Genomic DNA, 17,596 nt, shown 5'->3' with positions numbered 1-17,596 from the left:
GCACCCAGCCTAGAACACCCAACTGGCTGGCAATAGATGCCGTTATAGGCGCCCAAAACGACATCAACTGCGAGCCAGTTGGGCGGGAACGTTAGTTGAAGACCACCGTGCGGGTGCCGTCCAGGAGGACGCGGTGTTCGGCATGCCACTGCACGGCCTGCGCGAGGGTGCGGCCCTCGACGTCGCGGCCCATCTGCACGAATTGCTCGGCGGTACGTGCGTGGTCCACGCGGATGACTTCCTGCTCGATGATGGGACCCTCATCGAGGTCCGCCGTGACGTAGTGGGCGGTGGCGCCAATGATCTTCACGCCCCGGGCATGCGCCTGGTGGTAAGGCTTGGCACCCTTGAAGGACGGCAGGAAGGAGTGATGAATGTTGATGGCCTTGCCGTTGAGCTCTTTGCAGAGCTCGTTAGAGAGGACCTGCATGTAGCGAGCCAGGACAGTCAGCTCGATGCCGTGCTCATGGATGAGCCCAAGGAGTTTCGCCTCGGCCTGGGGCTTGGTGTCCGGGGTGACGGGGATGTGGTGGAAGGGAATGCCATAGAACTCGGCCAGCCCTTCGAGGTCCCGGTGGTTGGACACAATGGCCGGCACTTCGATGGGGAGGGTTCCGGAACGCTGTTGGAAGAGCAGATCGTTGAGGCAGTGTGCGTCCTTTGAACCCAGAATCAAGGTCCGGACCTTCTGGCCCACCGGGTTGATCTGCCACTTCATCCCGAATGCTTCGGCCACCGGGGCAAGCGCCGAGCTCAGTTCAGCCTGGGTCGAGGACGTGGTGGCTTCCACCCGCATGAAGAAGTTTCCCGTGCTGGGGCTGCCGTATTGCTGGGAATCGGCGATGTTGCAGCCAGCCTCCAACAAGGCGCCTGCAACGGCGTGCACAATTCCGGGCCGGTCCGGGCAGGACAGGGTTACAACAAAAGACGTGGGAAGGGTGGAGGCAGTCACACAGTCAAGCCTACCGTTGCGCACGTGTTGTACTGTTTAAGTCGTCGCGACTGGCGTTGGGTGGTGTACCACCAGGGAGCGGCATTGATGAAGACCACGGATCGTACGCCTGGGCCGAGGGTCACGTTTTACTGTCGCTGTGCCATGCCCCGTAATCAAAGGGCATGGAAAAAACCCAGCCGGTAGCCTGACCTGTAGAAATACCCGTTGCCTATCCAGGAGATCTTCGTGACCACCACCATCACCTCCGCGACCATCAGCAACCAGCCGCTTGCCGAACTCGACCCCGAGATCGCAGCGGTTCTGGAACAGGAACTTGGCCGCCAGCGCGGCACCCTGGAAATGATCGCTTCCGAGAACTTTGCGCCCCGCGCCGTCATGGAGGCCCAGGGTTCCGTCCTGACCAACAAGTACGCCGAAGGCTACCCGGGCAAGCGCTACTACGGTGGCTGCGAATACGTGGACATCGCCGAGCAGCTGGCCATCGACCGCGTGAAGGCCCTCTTCGGCGCAGAGTACGCCAACGTGCAGCCGCACTCGGGTGCACAGGCCAACGCCGCTGCTCTCTCCGCCCTGATCAACCCGGGCGACAAGATCCTGGGCCTGTCCCTCGCCCACGGCGGCCACCTGACCCACGGCATGAAGCTGAACTTCTCCGGCAAGCTGTACAAGGTTGCCGCCTACCAGGTTGAAGAAGACACCTTCCGCGTGGACATGGACAAGCTCCGCGAGCAGGCCATCGCCGAGAAGCCGCAGGTGATCATCGCCGGCTGGTCCGCTTACCCGCGCCACCTCGACTTTGAGGCCTTCCGCTCCATCGCCGACGAAGTTGGCGCGCTCCTCTGGACGGACATGGCCCACTTCGCCGGCCTTGTGGCAGCAGGCCTGCACCCGAGCCCGGTGCCGCACTCCGACGTCGTCACCTCCACGGTGCATAAGACGCTGTCCGGTCCCCGTTCCGGTGTGATCCTCGCCAAGGAAGAATGGGCGAAGAAGCTCAACTCGAACGTTTTCCCGGGCCAGCAGGGCGGCCCGCTTATGCACGTGATCGCCGCCAAGGCCGTTGCCTTCAAGATCGCCGCGGGCGAGGAATTCAAGGAGCGCCAGGAACGCGTCATCGAAGGCGCCAAGATCATCGCGGACCGCCTGAACCAGGCTGATGTTGCTGGAGCCGGGATTTCCGTCCTGACGGGCGGCACCGATGTCCACTTGGTCCTCGTGGACCTGCGCAACTCGCAGCTTGACGGCCAGCAGGCCGAAGACCTCCTGCACTCGGTAGGCATCACCGTCAACCGCAACGCCGTTCCGTTCGACCCCCGCCCGCCGATGGTCACGTCCGGCCTGCGCATCGGTACCCCGGCCTTGGCCACCCGCGGATTCGGTGCTACCGAGTTCACCGAGGTTGCCGAGATCATCGCTTCGGCGTTGAAGGCCGGTTCCGCTACCGACGTCGAAGCCTTGCAGGCCCGTGTCGACAAGCTCGCCGCCGACTTCCCGCTGTACCCGCAGCACGAGCAGTGGTGAACCCGTCCATGGCGCAGACCGCGAAGATCCTTGACGGCAAGGCCGCCGCCGCCGCCATCAAATCTGAGCTCACTGAGCGCGTCGCTGCCCTGAAGGCCCGCGGCGTAACTCCGGGCATTGCCACTGTGCTCGTAGGCGCGGACCCTGCTTCGCAGCTTTACGTGTCCATGAAGCACAAGCAGTCTGTGGAGATCGGGATGAACTCGATCCAGCGTGAGCTTCCGGCGGATGCCACCCAGGCCCAGGTTGAGGCCCTCATTGACGAACTCAATGCGGACCCCGCCTGCCACGGCTACATCGTGCAGCTGCCGCTGCCCAAACACCTGGACACCGACGCGATCCTCGAGCGGATCGACCCCGCCAAGGATGCTGACGGCCTGCACCCGACCAACCTGGGCCGGCTGGTGCTCAACGTCAACGGAGAGATCACCTCGCCGTTGCCGTGCACGCCCCGCGGCGTCATCGAGCTCCTGGAGCGCAACGGCTACAGCCTCGCCGGCAAGCACGTTGTGGTGGTGGGCCGCGGCGTCACGATCGGCCGCTCGATCGGCCTGCTGCTCACCCGGCGGGCCGTGAACGCCACCGTGACGCTGACGCACACCGGCACCAAGAACCTCTCGGAGCTGCTGCGGCAGGCGGACGTGATTGTGGGCGCTGCGGGTGCCAAGCACATCGTCAAGGCTGCGGACGTGAAGCCGGGCGCGGCCGTGCTCGACGTCGGTGTAACCCGTGAAACCGACCCTGAGACGGGCAAGAGCAAGGTCCACGGCGACATCGATCCCGCCGTTGCCGATGTAGCCGGCTGGATTTCGCCGAACCCCGGCGGCGTCGGTCCCATGACCGTGGCGCTGCTCATGACCAACGTGGTCGAAGCCGCGGAACGCCAATTGGCAGCGGGAAGCATCTCCGGCGTCGCCTGATTTTGCTCCCCACCGCCGTTTAGGACGCCTACTCCCTCGGGAGTAGGCGTCCTACATCGTTAACCCGACGACGCCGGAGCCCGCCGCGGTTAGGCTCGGAGCATGCAGCGGCGTTTCCAGGGTCCCCCTACGAGTTTCATCGTGATCGCGGTGGCCTTTATCCAAGTCCTGGGGACCGTCTTTTCGGCGGGCCACCAGGTTGCGCTGCGCCCCTTGGACCCCCTGGCCTTCATCCTGTTGCTGGCGGGACCCGCGGCCCTGGCTTTCCGGTCCAGCAGGCCCGTGGTCATGCTTCCGGTCACCTTGGCGGCCACTTTCAGCTATGTGCTCCTCGGTTACGCCTGGGGTCCGATCGTGCTGTCCCTGGCTCTGTCCATCATCCTGACGGCGGCTGCGGGGCTGCGCTGGCAGGCGTGGCTTGGGGCAGGGATCTGCGCTGTCGCCGTCGTGCTGTTCTCGGTCCTGACGGGAGGCGAGACCGGGCTTGTCCGGGCATCCGCCGGCATCGCGTGGGTGGCGATCCTTGTCCTGATCGGTGAAGGCTTCAGGCGGCGGGGCGAACGGATGGCCGAATACCGGCGCCGGCGCGAAGCCGCGAAACAAGCCGAACGGGACGAATATCGGCTCACGCTCGCCCGCGATATCCACGATGTGGTGGCCCACTCCCTGTCGATGATCAACGTCCAAGCCTCCGTGGCGCTCCACCTGGGCGCCAACGATCCCGAGAAGCTCCGCCCGGCGCTGGAAGCCATCAAGGCGGCGAGCAAGGAGTCCTTGGCCGAGGTCCGTCAGCTCCTTGGCGTACTGCGCGACGACGCTCCGTTGAGTCCTGCGGCACCGCCAAGTTTGGCGCGGATCCCGGAACTCGTGGAGGACGCACGGCGCGGCGGCCTGGAGGTGCGGTTCGAGAACTCCGTAGACCCGGAACGAGTAGGCCCGGAACACCTGGGCACAGCACAGCAGGAAACGGCTTACCGGATTGTCCAGGAAGCACTGAGCAACGTGCGCAGGCACTCAGGCGCGGCGTCCACCGTCGTACTTCTGGAATTAGCGGGGAACGCGCTCAAGGTGAGGATCGACGACGACGGTGCAGGCATGCGGGGAGCGGCCGCCGGCAACGGGCTGACAGGCATGCACGAGCGTGTCCAGGCTCTCGGCGGCACGCTTGGCTTGACGCCGCTGGATCCCGGGCTGCGCGTCGAAGCGATACTTCCGCTGAACCTTACCCAAGGAGAACACCGGCCATGATCCGCTTGCTGCTTGCCGATGACCAGACTCTTATCCGGGCGGGATTCCGGGCGCTCCTGGATGCTGAACCGGACATGGAAGTGGTGGCGGAGGCGGGTACCGGCAAGGACGCGGTCAGGCTGGCCGCGCGTGAATCACCCGACGTCATCCTCATGGACATCCGCATGCCCGATGGCGACGGGCTGGCCGCAACCCGGCAAATACTGGCTGACCCTCGCCTTGCGCACACCCGCATCATCATCCTCACCACGTTCGAACTGGACGAATACATTGCCGAGGCTGTGCGCGCCGGTGCGGCCGGCTTCCTCGTCAAGGACACCGAACCGGAGGAGCTGATCCGCGCCGTGCGGGTGGTGCACGACGGCGACGCCCTCCTTTCGCCGTCGGTGACCCGTCGCATCATGGCCCAGCTGGCCCTTCACAGCAAGGCGGTGTCCAAGACAGTTCCCTTGGACCAGATCACCGAACGCGAACGGGAAGTCCTGGCGCTGGTGGGCGAAGGCTTGAACAACGCCGAGATCGCCGAGCGGCTGTTCATCACCCCTCTGACGGCCAAGACGCACGTTTCCCGCATCATGACAAAATTGCTGGTGCGGGACCGGGCGCAATTGGTGGTCCTGGCTTACGAATCCGGTTTGGTCCGGCCCGGCTGGAGCAGCTAGCCGCTCCGCGCAGTCTCCCGGGGGAGTAGGCGGGCGGACGCAAGTGACTCCCGGTGGCCGACGCGTTTGGATGGGCGAAAAACCAGACTGGAAACAGAGCCGAGATACGGCCTGTTGAGAGTTTGGACTGGACATGTTGACATCACTGAGCACCACCATCGGCGCCGCGGCCGCGCAACTTCCCGCCGACGTCGTCCATGGACCGGGGGACGGATTCGTCTTCTGGCCATTTTTCCTCCTGATTCCGTTGTTTTGGATCCTGGTTATCGGCTTCTTCATTTTCTTTGGCCGCCGCATGTGGCGCCGGAACCACTACTGGGCCGCAACCCAGGGCGCCGAAAGCGTACTGAGGGAGCGCTACGCACGTGGCGAAATCGATGAGACCGAGTACCGCCAACGCCTCGAAGTGCTGCGGGTACATCCCACGAAGTGAGGGACCGGCGGATTCTGCTGGATCAGTCGCCTTGATAAACCATCAAGCCTTGGAATCATGCGGTTCCAGGGCCTGATGCTTGGAGTGATCCAGCAGAATCCTCCGCAGTTTGGTTTCCTCGGGCGAGCCGGGACCCGGGTTATTCCAGAAAATTGCGGAATACCTCTTTCACGTATTCCTTGGCTCTACTAGTCTGCTGGGGTGCACAATGAAGCCACCCGCTCTTTCTCCACGTCAGCCAGCTTCCAGATGAACCCACCCGCAGTCATCACAGCCGAAAACCTCACCAAGGCCTACGGCGAGCTCACAGCCGTCGACGGTATCTCCTTCGAAGTCTCGGCAGGGGAGTCCTTCGGCCTGCTTGGCCCGAACGGCGCCGGCAAATCGACCACCATGAAAATGATTGGCGGCGTCTCCTAGCGCACGTCCGGGAAGCTCAGCATCATGGGCCTGGACCCGGAAACCCACGGGCCGGAAGTCCGTGCGCACTTGGGAGTGGTGCCCCAGCAGGACAACCTCGACGAGGAACTGAAGGTCCGTGAAAACCTGATTGTCTATGGGCGCTACTTCGGCCTGCCTTTGAGCTACTTGCGTCCGAAGGCCGATGAACTGCTCGAGTTCGCCCAGCTGACAGACAAAGCCAAGTCCAGGGTCGATGCCCTCTCGGGCGGGATGAAACGGCGCCTCACGATCGCCCGCTCGCTGATCAACGAGCCCAAGATCCTGCTTCTGGATGAGCCCACCACAGGATTGGATCCCCAGGCCCGGCACATCCTCTGGGACCGGCTGTTCAGGCTGAAGGAACAAGGTGTCACGCTGATCCTCACCACGCATTACATGGATGAGGCCGAACAGCTTTGCGACCGGCTGATCGTGGTGGACAAAGGCCGGATCATGGCCGAAGGCTCGCCGGCCAGCCTCATCCGCGAATATTCGACGCGCGAGGTTTTAGAGCTCCGCTTCGGCTCGGAACGCAATGCCACGATCGGCGTCGAACTCGAAGGCGTCGGAGAACGGGTGGAGACCCTGCCGGATCGTGTGCTCGTCTACGCGGACGACGGCGAATCGGCCTTGGAGCAAGTCTCCGCACGCCGGCTCCGCCCCCTGACCTCGCTGGTGCGGCGTTCTTCGCTGGAGGACGTCTTCCTCCGGCTGACCGGACGGAGCCTTGTTGATTAACCGACAGTTGATTAGCCGACAGTTGATCAGCCGACAGTTGACTAGCGGACAGCAGTTGAGTGGGAGGACGCATGGCTGACGCACAGCTCCCGACGGCGGACCATCCCTTGCGCGCGCACTCGCCGGCAGTCTCGGCCAGCCGGGCGCGGCGCTGGGGATCGTTCTTCTACGCCGAGCAGGTCCTTCGTGTGATGCGTGGTTACGGCTGGTCCGTGTTCCTCTACAGCGTGGGGCAGCCGGTGGCATACCTGTTTGCCATGGGCATCGGGCTGGCGAGCCTGGTGGACGCGAACGGTACGGCGGTGTTCGGCGGTGTGAGCTACCTTGCGTTCATTGCGCCGGCATTGCTCGTCTCATCCGCGGTGATGACGGCGTCGGGGGACTTCTCCTACCCGATCATGGACGGCTTCAAGTGGCGCCGAGTGTTCTACGGGCCGCACGCTTCGCCGCTCGTTCCGCAGCAGATTGCCGCGGGCCACATCATGGCCAGCACTCTGAAGTTCCTTGTGCAATCCGTGGTCTACTTCGTCATCGTGGCCATCTTCGGCGCCTCGCCGAGTCCTTGGGGGTGGGTGTCGGCGGTGGTTGCCACGGTGGCCGGATTGTCCTTCGGGCTGCCTCTCATGGCCTATGCCTCGAGCATCACCAAAGACTCCGGCCAGTTCGCCTTGGTGCAGCGGTTCATCGTGGTGCCGTTGTTCCTGTTTTCGGGGACCTTCTTCCCGCTGGACTCGCTGCCGCTGGGGGTGCGCTGGATCGGCTGGATCTCGCCGGTGTGGCACGGCACGCAGTTGGGGCGCGTCTTCACCTACGGACTCGAGGAGAGCCCCGTGTTGACCCTGACCCACGTCTTGTTCCTTGTTGGGGCAGCTGCCGCCGGTTGGACGCTGACACGGCGGCAGTTCGTTAGGAGGATGGGGGCATGAGCACCCTGACCGGGGGCCACAGCGCCACAGAAGCAGCCCGCGAGCGAACGTTCGGCCCGCTGTATTCCCGCAATGCGCTTGCTGTTGTGGCCCGGGGCCTCATGGCGGCGAAAAGCAGTACCTGGCTAATCCTGGTGTCTGGGTTCTTCGAACCGGTGCTGTACCTGATCTCCATGGGCGTGGGGCTGGGCCCGATTGTAGGCACCGTGGCCGGTCCTGGTGGCCAGGAAATCAGTTACGCGGCCTACATTGCGCCCGCGCTTCTGGCGGTGTCCGCCATGAACGGCGCAGTCTACGACTCCACATGGAACGTCTTCTTCAAGATGAACTTCGCCAAGCTGTACCAAGGCATGCTCTACACCTCCCTCGGGCCTTTGGATGTGGCCATCGGAGAGATTTTCCTCGCCTTGCTTCGTGGACTCCTGTACGCGACGGGCTTCACCGCGGTCATGGCCGTCATGGGCCTCATCACGACGCCCTGGGCCATCCTGGTCATCCCGGCGTCCGTGCTGATTGCTTTCGGCTTTGCAAGCTTCGGCATGGGCATCACGAGCTTCATGAAGACTTTCCAGCAGATGGACTGGATCAACTTCTTCATGCTGCCCATGTTCCTGTTCAGCGCGACGTTCTACCCGATAACCGTCTATCCGCAGTACATTCAGTGGCTCATCCAGGCGATGCCCCTGTGGCATGGCGTGGAGCTCCTGCGGCAGATCAGCATTGGTTCCTTCAGTCCGGCCACGGCAGTCCATATCGCCTACTATCTTGTGATGATCGCGCTCGGCATCATGCTCACCACGGGACGGCTGCGCAAGCTCTTCCTCAAATAGAACCAGGCTGTTCGCCGGGGGTGGAAGCGGCTGGCTCGTCCTGCGGAGTTTGCGACAATGGGTGCATGCAATCTCTCGGCGACTCCCCGCCATCTGTTCCCCCGTCCGCTTCCGCCAAGAGCCCTTTCAAGGGCTTCCGCATCGGTGGACTGGGCATGACGGTGGTGCTCATCGCTTTCCTGGTGGCCGTGATCTTCGCTGCAAACCAGAACGACGTGGTGGGTTGGATCGTCGCCGTTGTTTCCTTCGGCTGGCTCGCCCTGGCCGCTTTCGTGGTCTTCAGCATCCAGAGGGCTGCCAAGCGGGCTGGGGAAAAACTCACCGAAGCGCAGAACGCGTTCAACGCGGCAACCGGCCGGGCGCCGTCGTCGTCGAGCGCGGACCACGGCGGCACACGCGTGGTCTCGGAACGCAGCGAATCGGATGAAATCCGCGACCTCAAACTGGACCACTCGTTCAAGATTGTGCAGGTGCAGGTTCGCGTGGTGGAGGCGGAACGCGCCAAGGGCGAATCTGCAGATGAAGACACCATCAACCGCGCCTTGGAGACCATCGCCATCACGTCAAGCAACGCCCGGGACATGATCAAGTCCTCCGGTGGCGGCGACGAGCCCGTCTCGGGCACCATCATCGACTAGAGTAGGCGGGGTGAGCTCGGCATTGAAGAAGGACTTCCTTCGCATCGCAACGGTCAACGTCAACGGCATTCGCGCCGCCTATAAGAAGGGCATGGCGGAGTGGCTGGAACCGCGCGACGTCGACATCCTGTGCCTGCAGGAGGTCCGCGCGCCTGATGAGGTGGTTCAGCAGCTCATCGGCGAAGGCTGGCACATCCTCCACGCCGAAGCCGAGGCCAAGGGCCGCGCGGGCGTAGCGATTGCCTCCCGTCAGGAACCCACGGCCACCCGTGTGGGTATCGGCGATGATTACTTTGCCACCACTGGACGCTGGGTGGAGGCCGATTACGTCGTTCGAGACGGCGGCGGCAAGGACACTACCCTGACCGTCGTCAGTGCCTATGTGCACTCCGGCGAGGTAGATACCCCCAAACAGGTGGACAAGTACCGCTTCCTGGACGTCATGATCACGCGGCTCCCGGAGCTTGCCAAGCACAGTGAGCATGCCCTGGTGGTTGGCGACCTCAACGTGGGCCACACTGAACTCGACATCAGGAATTGGAAGGGCAACACCAAGCGTGCCGGCTTCCTTCCTGAAGAACGTGCGTACTTCGACCGCTTCTTTGGCGACGAGATCGGATGGAGGGATGTCCACAGGGGCCTGGCAGGAAATGTCGATGGCCCCTACACCTGGTGGTCCCAGCGCGGTAAGGCCTTTGACACTGACACTGGCTGGCGCATCGACTACCACATGGCCACTCCCGGACTCGCGGCAGCTGCTCTTTCGGCCGTCGTGGACCGGGCGCCGTCGTGGGACACCCGTTTCTCCGACCACGCACCGCTGGTAGTCGACTACCAGCTCTAAGCTTTCGAAAGTTTCCCCATGACCAGTTCCACAACAACAACAGAACCCGCTGCGGCCGCAACCATGGCAACATCCACCAAACTGGCTGCCGGAGCCAAGCACCGTGTGCTGTCCGGCATGCAGCCATCTGCCGACTCCCTCCATCTGGGGAACTATCTCGGTGCCTTGGTCAACTGGGTCCGCATGCAGGACGAGTATGACGCCATTTTCTTCATCCCGGACCTGCACGCCATCACGGTGCCGCAGGACCCCGCCGAGCTGGCACGCCGTACGCGCGTCACTGCTGCGCAGTACATCGCCGGCGGAGTAGACGTCAACAAGTGCACCCTGTTCGTCCAGTCCCAGGTTCCTGAACACGCCCAGCTCGCCTGGGTCCTGGGGTGCATCACCGGCTTCGGCGAAGCTGCGCGGATGATCCAGTTCAAGGACAAGTCCCAGCAACACGGTTCGGACCACGCCAGCGTCGGGCTCTTCACGTACCCGATCCTGCAGGCAGCCGACATCCTGCTGTACCAGCCGCACGGAGTACCCGTGGGCGAGGACCAGCGGCAGCACATTGAGCTCAGCCGCGATCTCGCCCAGCGTTTCAACAGCCGCTTTGGCGAGACGTTCCAGGTGCCGCAGGCCTTCATCCAGAAGGAATCGGCCAAGATCTACGATCTCCAGCACCCCACGGCGAAGATGTCCAAGTCCGCGGAGTCGCCGGCTGGTTTGATCAATCTGCTGGATGACCCGAAGGTCACGGCCAAGCGCATCAAGTCGGCGGTCACGGACACCGAGACGGAAATCCGTTTCGACCGTGAAGCCAAGCCCGGTGTGTCCAACCTGCTGAGCATTTACTCATCCATCAGCGGACAGCCGGTGGAAAAGATCGTCGCGGATTACCAGGGCAAGATGTACGGCCACCTGAAGGTCGATCTCGCCGAACTCGTCGCCGGGCACCTCGGACCTATCCGGGACCGCGCCAACGAGCTGCTGGCAGACCCGGCCGAGCTCGATCGGCTCCTGGCCCATGGGGCGGACAAAGCCCGCGAGATCGCCTCGGCCACCCTTGCCGACGTCTACGCCAAGGTGGGCTTCCTGCCTTACGGCGGAGCGCCAGGAATCCGCTAAAACCATGTGCGCAGCTGGCAAGCTCAGCGTCAAGGCCGGCTCCCCTGCAAGGGGAGCCGGCCGGGTCCCTGATGCCCGCCCGGACACAGCTGCAAGCCAGTCTGCCGGCGCGTGCGGCGACAGCATGTGCGTGGGCGTCATCCTGGGTTTCCCTCCGGATGTGGCGCAGGAGCTGCAGCAATGGCGTGCCTCCTTCGGTGATCCCATGGCCGAGGCCATCCCTGCCCACATCACGCTGGTCACCACCACGCCTGCGCGGGATTGGGAAGCTACGCGGGAGCATGTTCGGGAGGTCGCCCGGCGTCAGGCGCCGTTCAAAATCACGATTTCCGGCACGGGCTCCTTCCGTCCCGTGTCCCCTGTGGTATTCCTGAACGTCGAAGACGGTTTCACGGAGTGTGTGGGCCTGCATGAACAACTGCAGACCGGGCCACTGGAACGGGATCTTCCTTTCCCTTACCACCCCCACGTGACGGTAGCCCACGACGTCGCTCCCGAAAGTCTGGATGAGGCCGAAACGGTGCTCAAGAACTACACCGCCACCTTCCCTGTGGTTAGCATGGGACTTTACGAGCACGACAACAACGGCATCTGGCAGCTACGGGAAGAGCTCGATTTTGGCGGCGACACAGATCAAGCGCGGGAAAGCACAGCCAGCAGCGGAGATTCCCCCTCAACCAACTGAGCTCGCCAAACTCAAGTTGCAACTCATCCATCGCAGGCTCGATTGGGGCCATACCCGGCGCTCCAACGCCGGCACTGTGGCGAAGCTGATGGCCTTCGTACAGCTGTTCCTTGCCCGGCTGAACACCTTCCGGCCCACGCGGGCGTGGCAACACTACTCGCTGCGCCACGGGCCGCTCATGAGCGCCGGCATCGGGTTCACGATGTTCTTCTCCATCACCGGGTTGCTGACCACCGGATTTTCCATTGCAGGCCTCGTCCTGAGCGGCCAGCCTTTCTTGGCGGACGCCATCATTGCGAACATCTCCAAGAGTGCGCCGGGGCTCTTGAAGGTGGACGGCGGCGAGGGCCTGGTCAATCCGCATGACCTGCTCAATCCGAATGGCCTGGGCTGGACGGCGGTCATCGCCGCAGTAGTCACCGTGTTTACTTCTTTGGGCTGGATCGCGAGCGTCCGCGAGGGTCTGCGTGGGGTCATGGGATTGCCGCCGCTGCCCCGCAACCCGGTCCTGGCTAAATTGTTCGACGCCGGGACGCTCCTGTTGCTTGGCGCGGCGCTGGTCCTGAGCGCAGGCGTCTCCCTGGTCTTTGGAACGGCCGCCAGCTGGGTGATTGGCCTCCTCGGCATGGATGAAGGCATCGCGGGACCCGTGATTGGCATCGTCAAGCTGGTGGTGCCGTTGCTGCTGAACTGGGCGACGGCGGCCATCCTCTTCCGGCTTGCGGGGAGCCTTCCGCTGGGGCGGCAGGCCTTCATTGAGGGAACCATCATCGCGGCGGTGGGCACTACCGTGCTCCAAGTCTTTAGCACCGAGTTGCTGGCGCGCGCGGGCCAGAACCCTGTCCTCGCGCCCTTCGCCATCATCATCGGGCTTCTCATCTGGTTCAACCTGGTCAGCCAGGTCTATCTGGTGTCCGCCGCGTGGTCGGCCATCAGGGAGGCGGACGGGGACGCACACGAGTCCCACCGCAAGGCCGCCCTCGGATCGCGGCACCTTCCGATCCATTCCTTCCCCGCGAAGGGAAAGTAAGGCGCTAGTCGCCGAGGTACTGCCCGGCCCAGGCTGAGATGATCCGGGCAACCCGGGCCGCCTGTCCCTTACCCGTCAGCAGGTGGTCGCTGCCTTCGAGCGAAACAAAGCTCCGCGGGTGCCGTGCCGCTTGGAAGATCTCACTGGCATTGTCAATGCCCACGGTGTTGTCCGTGGGGGAGTGCAGGACCATGAGGGGTCTGTGCAGGGTACGGATGCAGTCCCTGAGGTCGGCCTGCTCAATGTCTTCCACAAAGTGGCGGCGAACTTCCATCCGCCTGCCGCCCAGGTTGACCTCTGCGCTGCCTTCGCTGAGGATCGTGCTCACTTCGGCGTCGAACATGTGCTCCACGTGCTTGGGCTCGAAGGGGGCGCCCACAGTCGCAACGGCACGCACCTCGGGAAGGCTGAGGGCAGCCGCCAGCACAGCCGCCCCGCCGAAGGAGTGGCCCACAAGCAGGGAGATTTCCTTGTCTTCCGCACGCATGAACCCGGCGGCGCGGATGGTGTCTGCCACCTTCACGCTGAACGATCCCGCGGACCATTCGCCGGCGGAGTCGCCCAGCCCAAGGTTGTCGAAGCGAAGCATACCAACTCCAAGTCCGCCAAGCCCTTGCAAATACGCGAGGCAGAGGGGCTGTCCTTGCCGAGGGTCAGACCATGGGAGAACACACCCCAGCCCCGGACCGGACCCTCAGGCACGTCCACGATTCCTGCCAGGAGATCTCCAGTGCTGCCTTCGAAGCTGATCTTCATGGATTTGGACACCCTGTCCGCCTTTCGTTTTGCGAGTTGTCCGGCTTTTCCTGAACGACTCTTAAACAACGACGACGGCGTACCCCGCAAAGGGGGACACCGTCGTCGTACTCTAACTTCGGAAACTAGATCTTGCGTGCCAGGATGGCCTGCTTGACTTCGGCGATAGCCTGGGTCACCTGGATGCCACGGGGGCAAGCCTCCGAGCAGTTGAAGGTGGTGCGGCAACGCCACACGCCTTCCTTGTCGTTGAGGATCTCCAGGCGCATGTCGCCAGCGTCGTCACGGGAATCGAAGATGAAGCGGTGCGCGTTCACAATCGCGGCCGGACCGAAGTACTGGCCGTCCGTCCAGAACACGGGGCAAGACGAGGTACACGCAGCGCACAGGATGCACTTGGTGGTGTCGTCAAAGCGTTCACGGTCCTTGACCGACTGCAGCCGCTCCTTGGTGGGCTCGTGGCCCTTGTTGATCAGGAAGGGCATGACCTCACGGAAGGACTGGAAGAACGGCTCCATGTCCACGATCAGGTCCTTCTCCACGGGGAGGCCCTTGATCGGCTCAACAGTGATGGGCTTGGACGTGTCCAAGTCCTTCAGCAGGGTCTTGCAGGCGAGGCGGTTGCGGCCGTTGATACGCATGGCATCGGAACCACAAATGCCGTGCGCACAAGAGCGACGGAAGGACAGCGAACCGTCAATCTCCCACTTGACCTTGTGCAGGGCGTCCAGCACGCGGTCCGTGCCGTACATGGTCAGCTGGTGGTCTTCCCAGGCGGCCTCTTCCGAGACTTCCGGGTTGTAGCGACGCACGCGGAGGGTGATGTTGAAGGTGGGAATTTCCCCACCTCCGCCAATGCCTGCGGGAAGCTCGATCTTGGAGGCCGGCTCAGCCATTTCGGTCGTCATTAGTACTTACGCTCCATTGGCTCGTAACGGGTAAAGACAACGGGCTTGGTCTCGAGACGGATGCCCGCTACGGATTCGGCTGACGATTCGGTGGTGACCGAGCTGTCCTTGTAAGCCATGGAGTGCTTCATGAACTTGTCGTCGTCGCGGTCCGGGAAGTCCTCGCGGTAGTGGCCGCCGCGGGACTCTTCACGGTGCAGTGCACCGACCGTCATGACCTTCGCCATGTCGAGGAGGAAGCCCAGTTCAACGGCCTCCAGTAGATCCAGGTTGAAGCGTTTGCCCTTGTCCTGGACAACCACGTTCTTGTAGCGCGCTTCGAATTCGGCGATGTCGCTGAGGACCTGCTCCAAGGATTCTTTGGTGCGGAACACCTGCATGTTGGTGTCCATGGTTTCCTGCAGTTCCTTGCGGATCTGCGCAACACGCTCGGTTCCGTTGCCGTCCAGCAGCCCGGACAGCATGGTGCGGGTGTGTGCTTCGGGATCCTCCGGCAGCTCGACGAAATCGGCAGTCTTGGAGTATTCCGCTGCGGCAACGCCGGCACGCTTGCCGAAGACGTTGATGTCCAGGAGCGAGTTCGTGCCAAGGCGGTTGGAGCCGTGGACCGAAACGCAGGCAACCTCGCCGGCGGCGTACAGGCCGGGCACGATCGTCTGGTTGTCCTGCAGCACCTCGGTGGTGATGTTCGTAGGGATGCCGCCCATGGCGTAGTGCGCCGTCGGGAAAACGGGAACAGGCTCCGTGAAGGGTTCCACACCCAGGTAGGTGCGGGCGAACTCGGTGATGTCCGGCAGCTTGGCCTCGATGTGCGCGGGCTCAAGGTGGGTCAGGTCCAAGAGGACGTAGTCCTTGTTCGGGCCGCAACCACGGCCTTCGCGGACTTCGTTCGCCATGGCGCGGGCCACGATGTCGCGGGGGGCGAGGTCCTTGATGGTGGGGGCGTAGCGCTCCATGAAGCGTTCGCCCTCCGAGTTGCGGAGGATAGCCCCTTCGCCACGTGCACCTTCGGTCAGGAGGATGCCCAGGCCTGCAAGGCCGGTCGGGTGGAACTGGAAGAACTCCATGTCTTCCAGCGGGATGCCACGGCGGAAAGCGATGCCCATGCCGTCACCGGTCAGGGTGTGGGCGTTGGAGGTGGTTTTGAAGACCTTGCCGGCGCCGCCGGAGGCGAAGACCACGGACTTCGCCTGGAAGACGTGGAGTTCGCCGGATGCGAGGTCGTAGGACACAACACCGGCAACCCGCTTCTGCTTGTACGGCGTGCCGTCTTCGCGTACTGCGTCTTCTTCGACGAGCAGCAGGTCCAGGACGTAGTACTCGTTGTAGAACTCAACATTGTGCTTGACGCAGTTTTGGTAGAGCGTCTGCAGGATCATGTGGCCCGTGCGGTCAGCTGCATAGCAGGCGCGGCGAACCGGAGCCTTGCCGTGGTCACGGGTGTGCCCACCGAAACGGCGCTGGTCAATGCGGCCCTCGGGCGTGCGGTTGAACGGCAGGCCCATCTTTTCCAGGTCCAGCACGGCGTCGATGGCTTCTTTCGCCATGACCTCGGCTGCGTCCTGGTCAACCAGGTAGTCGCCGCCCTTGATGGTGTCGAACGTGTGCCACTCCCAGTTGTCCTCTTCGACGTTGGCCAGGGCTGCACACATGCCACCCTGGGCTGCACCGGTGTGGGAACGGGTGGGGTAGAGCTTGGTCAGTACTGCGGTGCGTGCGCGCTGACCGGATTCGATCGCGGCGCGCATGCCGGCGCCGCCGGCACCGACAATAACGACGTCGTACTTGTGGACCTGCATACCAGATGCTCTTTCTCTCTAAGTCAGATGGTCGGCGGAGCCTGCTCCGCGTGTTGTGCACTGTCGGACATTGCCGGCGGTGCAGCGGAGCCGCTACGGCGCCGGGCAGAACCCGCCCGGCAGCTGAACGCCGTTGACGACGGGGCACGGGTTGAACGTGAAGATCACCAGGGTGCCCAGAACGATGATGACGAAGCTGGCCGCGTACAGGACCACCTTGAGCCAGAAGCGCGTGGCGTCCTTTTCGGCGTAGTCGTTGATGATGGTGCGGACACCGTTGGTGCCGTGAAGCATCGCGAGCCACAGCATGGCCAGGTCCCAGAACTGCCAGAACGGGTCTGCCCACTTGCCAGCCACGAAACCGAAGTCGATGGCGTGGATGCCCTCTCCCACCAGCAGGTTCACGAAGAGGTGCCCGAAGATCAGCACCACGAGCACGACGCCGGAGAGCCGCATGAACAGCCATGCGAGCATCTCGAAGTTCCCCTTGGAACCGGTGCCGCGGCGGTACTGCGGGGCGATCTTTCCGCTGCGGGGATTCTGAATATCAGTACTCATGGCTTAGTGGCCTCCCAGAGCGAGGGACAGGTGGCGGATAGCGAACGCCGCGAAAGTAACCAGCCAGAGTGCCAGGACAACCCACAGCATCTGGCGCTGGTACTTGGCGCCCTTCTTCCAGAAGTCAACGGCGATGATGCGCAAGCCATTGAAGGCGTGGAAAACGATCGCTGCGACGAGGCCCGTTTCGCCGAGGGCCATGATGGGGTTCTTGTAGGCGCCGATGACGGCCGTATAGGCCTCCGGGGACACACGCACCAATGAGGTGTCCAGCACATGGACCAACAAGAAGAAAAAGATCACAACACCGGTAATGCGATGTCCAACCCAGGACCACATGCCTTCACGGCCGCGGTACAAGGTGCCAGCTGGTTTTGTCGGCACTGAATAAACCTTCCTGCAACACAGCGGCGCTGGCACGGGATCCATGCGGGGGGAACGCCAGCTGCGAGAGCACTCGTAGCTCAGCCTAAATCTAGGCTTCGCTCACAGCTTATTCAATTTAGGCGCCCCTTCTTGTAACGAGATTGCGGGTGTTCGCCTGAATTCCGGTCTTTTCGCCGCGAGGGTGAGACGAAGACCACAAAGTGG

Annotated in this window: 17 protein-coding genes, 2 pseudogenes and 1 riboswitch; of the genes and pseudogenes, 13 read left to right on the top strand and 6 right to left on the bottom strand. The window is 63.2% G+C overall.

All coding sequences use genetic code 11. The annotated features are described in order from the left end of the window. Positions 1–91: 91 nt before the first annotated feature. The gene (purU, locus tag AC3ANQ_RS17040; RefSeq protein ID WP_488302122.1) at positions 92–952 is read right to left on the bottom strand and encodes a formyltetrahydrofolate deformylase; all 861 of its coding nucleotides are present in this window, start codon (positions 950–952) and stop codon (positions 92–94) included. 36 nt (positions 953–988) lie between these two features. Beyond that, a riboswitch (ZMP/ZTP riboswitch) is annotated at positions 989–1,074 on the top strand. Between the two features lie 106 nt (positions 1,075–1,180). Between purU and glyA the strand changes: the two genes are divergently transcribed. The 13 genes and pseudogenes from glyA to AC3ANQ_RS16975 all read left to right on the top strand — a co-directional run bounded on the left by glyA (position 1,181) and on the right by AC3ANQ_RS16975 (position 12,984). Continuing rightward, complete coding sequence (gene glyA, locus AC3ANQ_RS17035; protein WP_488302121.1) at positions 1,181–2,476, top strand: serine hydroxymethyltransferase; 1,296 nt, start codon at positions 1,181–1,183, stop codon at positions 2,474–2,476. 8 nt (positions 2,477–2,484) lie between these two features. Further along, positions 2,485–3,396, top strand: a complete 912-nt coding sequence (locus tag AC3ANQ_RS17030) for a bifunctional methylenetetrahydrofolate dehydrogenase/methenyltetrahydrofolate cyclohydrolase (protein WP_488302120.1) — start codon at positions 2,485–2,487, stop codon at positions 3,394–3,396. A gap of 102 nt (positions 3,397–3,498) precedes the next feature. After that, positions 3,499–4,644 carry a sensor histidine kinase gene (locus AC3ANQ_RS17025; RefSeq protein ID WP_488302119.1) on the top strand — a complete coding sequence of 382 codons (1,146 nt, stop codon included), beginning with the start codon at positions 3,499–3,501 and terminating at the stop codon, positions 4,642–4,644. After that, positions 4,641–5,306, top strand: a complete 666-nt coding sequence (locus AC3ANQ_RS17020) for a response regulator transcription factor (protein WP_488302118.1) — start codon at positions 4,641–4,643, stop codon at positions 5,304–5,306. The genes AC3ANQ_RS17025 and AC3ANQ_RS17020 overlap by 4 nt, the downstream gene beginning before the upstream one ends. 133 nt (positions 5,307–5,439) lie before the next feature. Next, positions 5,440–5,739: an SHOCT domain-containing protein gene (locus AC3ANQ_RS17015; protein WP_488302117.1), complete on the top strand. Its 300-nt coding sequence runs from the start codon at positions 5,440–5,442 to the stop codon at positions 5,737–5,739. Positions 5,740–5,988: 249 nt separating this feature from the next. After that, positions 5,989–6,918, top strand: a pseudogene (locus tag AC3ANQ_RS17010) (ABC transporter ATP-binding protein). Positions 6,919–6,989: 71 nt separating this feature from the next. Next, positions 6,990–7,844: an ABC transporter permease gene (locus AC3ANQ_RS17005; RefSeq protein WP_488302116.1), complete on the top strand. Its 855-nt coding sequence runs from the start codon at positions 6,990–6,992 to the stop codon at positions 7,842–7,844. After that, positions 7,841–8,674 (top strand): ABC transporter permease, encoded by an 834-nt coding sequence (locus tag AC3ANQ_RS17000; protein WP_488302115.1) that lies wholly within the window; start codon positions 7,841–7,843, stop codon positions 8,672–8,674. The genes AC3ANQ_RS17005 and AC3ANQ_RS17000 overlap by 4 nt, the downstream gene beginning before the upstream one ends. A gap of 65 nt (positions 8,675–8,739) precedes the next feature. Beyond that, entirely contained in the window at positions 8,740–9,312 is a 573-nt protein-coding gene (locus AC3ANQ_RS16995; RefSeq protein ID WP_488302114.1) for a hypothetical protein, read from the top strand. Between the two features lie 10 nt (positions 9,313–9,322). Further along, positions 9,323–10,156, top strand: coding sequence for an exodeoxyribonuclease III (locus AC3ANQ_RS16990; RefSeq protein ID WP_488302113.1), 834 nt, complete (start codon positions 9,323–9,325; stop codon positions 10,154–10,156). Positions 10,157–10,174: 18 nt separating this feature from the next. Continuing rightward, a complete protein-coding gene (gene trpS / locus AC3ANQ_RS16985; RefSeq protein ID WP_488302112.1) occupies positions 10,175–11,269 on the top strand; it encodes a tryptophan--tRNA ligase in 1,095 nt (364 codons plus the stop codon). A gap of 4 nt (positions 11,270–11,273) precedes the next feature. Continuing rightward, on the top strand, positions 11,274–11,954 hold the full coding sequence (locus AC3ANQ_RS16980; protein WP_488302111.1) for a 2'-5' RNA ligase family protein: 681 nt from the start codon (positions 11,274–11,276) through the stop codon (positions 11,952–11,954). Next, the gene (locus AC3ANQ_RS16975; RefSeq protein ID WP_488302110.1) at positions 11,887–12,984 is read left to right on the top strand and encodes a YihY/virulence factor BrkB family protein; all 1,098 of its coding nucleotides are present in this window, start codon (positions 11,887–11,889) and stop codon (positions 12,982–12,984) included. The genes AC3ANQ_RS16980 and AC3ANQ_RS16975 overlap by 68 nt, the downstream gene beginning before the upstream one ends. Before the next feature lie 4 nt (positions 12,985–12,988). On the opposite strand, the pseudogene AC3ANQ_RS16970 reads toward AC3ANQ_RS16975, so the two are convergent. The 5 genes and pseudogenes from AC3ANQ_RS16970 to sdhC form a co-directional block, all read right to left on the bottom strand. Continuing rightward, positions 12,989–13,752: pseudogene (locus AC3ANQ_RS16970) on the bottom strand (alpha/beta hydrolase family protein). A 113-nt stretch (positions 13,753–13,865) separates the two neighbouring features. After that, positions 13,866–14,648, bottom strand: coding sequence for a succinate dehydrogenase iron-sulfur subunit (locus AC3ANQ_RS16965; protein WP_268024345.1), 783 nt, complete (start codon positions 14,646–14,648; stop codon positions 13,866–13,868). Next, positions 14,648–16,447 carry a succinate dehydrogenase flavoprotein subunit gene (sdhA, locus tag AC3ANQ_RS16960; RefSeq protein WP_488302109.1) on the bottom strand — a complete coding sequence of 600 codons (1,800 nt, stop codon included), beginning with the start codon at positions 16,445–16,447 and terminating at the stop codon, positions 14,648–14,650. Before sdhA ends, AC3ANQ_RS16965 begins: the two co-directional genes overlap by 1 nt. 93 nt (positions 16,448–16,540) lie before the next feature. Next, positions 16,541–17,005, bottom strand: coding sequence for a succinate dehydrogenase hydrophobic membrane anchor subunit (locus AC3ANQ_RS16955; protein ID WP_488302108.1), 465 nt, complete (start codon positions 17,003–17,005; stop codon positions 16,541–16,543). Positions 17,006–17,008: 3 nt separating this feature from the next. Next, complete coding sequence (sdhC, locus tag AC3ANQ_RS16950) at positions 17,009–17,389, bottom strand: succinate dehydrogenase, cytochrome b556 subunit (protein ID WP_268024339.1); 381 nt, start codon at positions 17,387–17,389, stop codon at positions 17,009–17,011. Between the last annotated feature and the right edge of the window lie 207 nt (positions 17,390–17,596).

It is taken from the genome of Arthrobacter sp. DMZ02-1R, from assembly GCF_057747935.1.
This window is presented reverse-complemented; position numbering and strand designations above follow the sequence as displayed.

Bases quoted from the DNA above. Each gene is read 5' to 3' on its own strand.
- AC3ANQ_RS17030 (WP_488302120.1), top strand. From the start codon at position 2,485: ATGGCGCAGACCGCGAAGATCCTTGACGGCAAGGCCGCCGCCGCCGCC.
- AC3ANQ_RS17025 (WP_488302119.1), top strand. From the start codon at position 3,499: ATGCAGCGGCGTTTCCAGGGTCCCCCTACGAGTTTCATCGTGATCGCG.
- AC3ANQ_RS17020 (WP_488302118.1), top strand. From the start codon at position 4,641: ATGATCCGCTTGCTGCTTGCCGATGACCAGACTCTTATCCGGGCGGGA.
- AC3ANQ_RS17015 (WP_488302117.1), top strand. From the start codon at position 5,440: ATGTTGACATCACTGAGCACCACCATCGGCGCCGCGGCCGCGCAACTT.
- AC3ANQ_RS17005 (WP_488302116.1), top strand. From the start codon at position 6,990: ATGGCTGACGCACAGCTCCCGACGGCGGACCATCCCTTGCGCGCGCAC.
- AC3ANQ_RS17000 (WP_488302115.1), top strand. From the start codon at position 7,841: ATGAGCACCCTGACCGGGGGCCACAGCGCCACAGAAGCAGCCCGCGAG.
- AC3ANQ_RS16995 (WP_488302114.1), top strand. From the start codon at position 8,740: ATGCAATCTCTCGGCGACTCCCCGCCATCTGTTCCCCCGTCCGCTTCC.
- trpS (WP_488302112.1), top strand. From the start codon at position 10,175: ATGACCAGTTCCACAACAACAACAGAACCCGCTGCGGCCGCAACCATG.
- AC3ANQ_RS16980 (WP_488302111.1), top strand. From the start codon at position 11,274: ATGTGCGCAGCTGGCAAGCTCAGCGTCAAGGCCGGCTCCCCTGCAAGG.
- AC3ANQ_RS16965 (WP_268024345.1), bottom strand. From the start codon at position 14,648: ATGACGACCGAAATGGCTGAGCCGGCCTCCAAGATCGAGCTTCCCGCA.
- sdhA (WP_488302109.1), bottom strand. From the start codon at position 16,447: ATGCAGGTCCACAAGTACGACGTCGTTATTGTCGGTGCCGGCGGCGCC.
- AC3ANQ_RS16955 (WP_488302108.1), bottom strand. From the start codon at position 17,005: ATGAGTACTGATATTCAGAATCCCCGCAGCGGAAAGATCGCCCCGCAG.